The sequence below is a fragment of the Acidobacteriota bacterium genome (genome assembly GCA_033549365.1).
Taxonomy (GTDB): Bacteria; Acidobacteriota; Aminicenantia; order Aminicenantales; family Saccharicenantaceae; genus JAWSUF01.
This window is the reverse complement of record JAWSUF010000047.1, coordinates 1-996: the sequence shown is the minus strand read 5'-3', so window position 1 is coordinate 996 and position 996 is coordinate 1. Positions and strand designations below refer to the sequence as shown.

1 protein-coding gene is annotated in these 996 nt (G+C 36.8%); it reads left to right on the top strand.

From position 1 onward, the window contains the following. The coding region (locus SCM96_15955; protein MDW7762107.1) for an IS1634 family transposase at positions 1 to 996 on the top strand (996 nt) is incomplete at both ends.

Below are 996 nucleotides of genomic sequence, written 5' to 3'. Positions count from 1 at the left end.
CTGACGGGACTCGAATACCTGAATTTCATCGGCGACGTCTACGGCGTTCCCCGCGAGGCGCGGCTCGAGCGGATCGGTCCAAAAAAACGATACAAAGACATACAAATAAATAATTCGCTGAGATATGGTGATATAGCGATTCTATACAACCTTCTACAACAATATGGAATAGTTGATACATTAAATCAATCAATTCCAAGAAGAGGTCTGCCAGCAGGGGAAATTCTCGCATCACTTGCACTAAATCATATAATAGATCGGGAAACCCTGAACTTGCTATCGAAATGGTATCAAGATACAGCACTTGAAGATTTCACAAAAATCCCATCAGGTAAATTAAACTCCACAAATCTTGGTGCTGTCATGGGTACTATCAAAAAATTAGTGCCTGAAGGAATGGTTGATGTTTGCATTAAATTATTCGATCAAATAAAACATCTTGAAAATGGATCAGCATCATTGCTTTATGACATAACTTCCACATATTTTTATACCACTAAACTTCCAAAAGCAAGACACGGGCATAATAGAGACGAGAATAATCAACCTCAAATAAATATTTCATTGGTTGCAACAAAAGACAAAGGTTTACCTATTTTTTTCAGGACATATGAAGGTAATATTACAGATGTAACCACTGTCAAGCAAATGATTCTTGATGTTAAACGGATAGATTTTGAAATTGATGATTTAATTCTTGATCGGGGGATGGCATCCATTACTAATTTACAATCACTTGCTGAGACCCAGAATAAGATCATAGGTGGTATTCCGTTGACCTCGAATGAGGCAAAAGAGCTTGTAGAATGTGATATTTCTGAGGAGAATGAATTATTACGACCGTCTGGATTAGTTTATTATGAAGACAAAACCACAACACTTTTTGGTATAAATGGAAGAGCTATTATCTGTTTTAATCATACAGATCTTGAACAAGCACGCTCTCTCAGATTGAAAAAAATAACGGTAGCAGAGAAAACTCAGGTCCGGAAATAT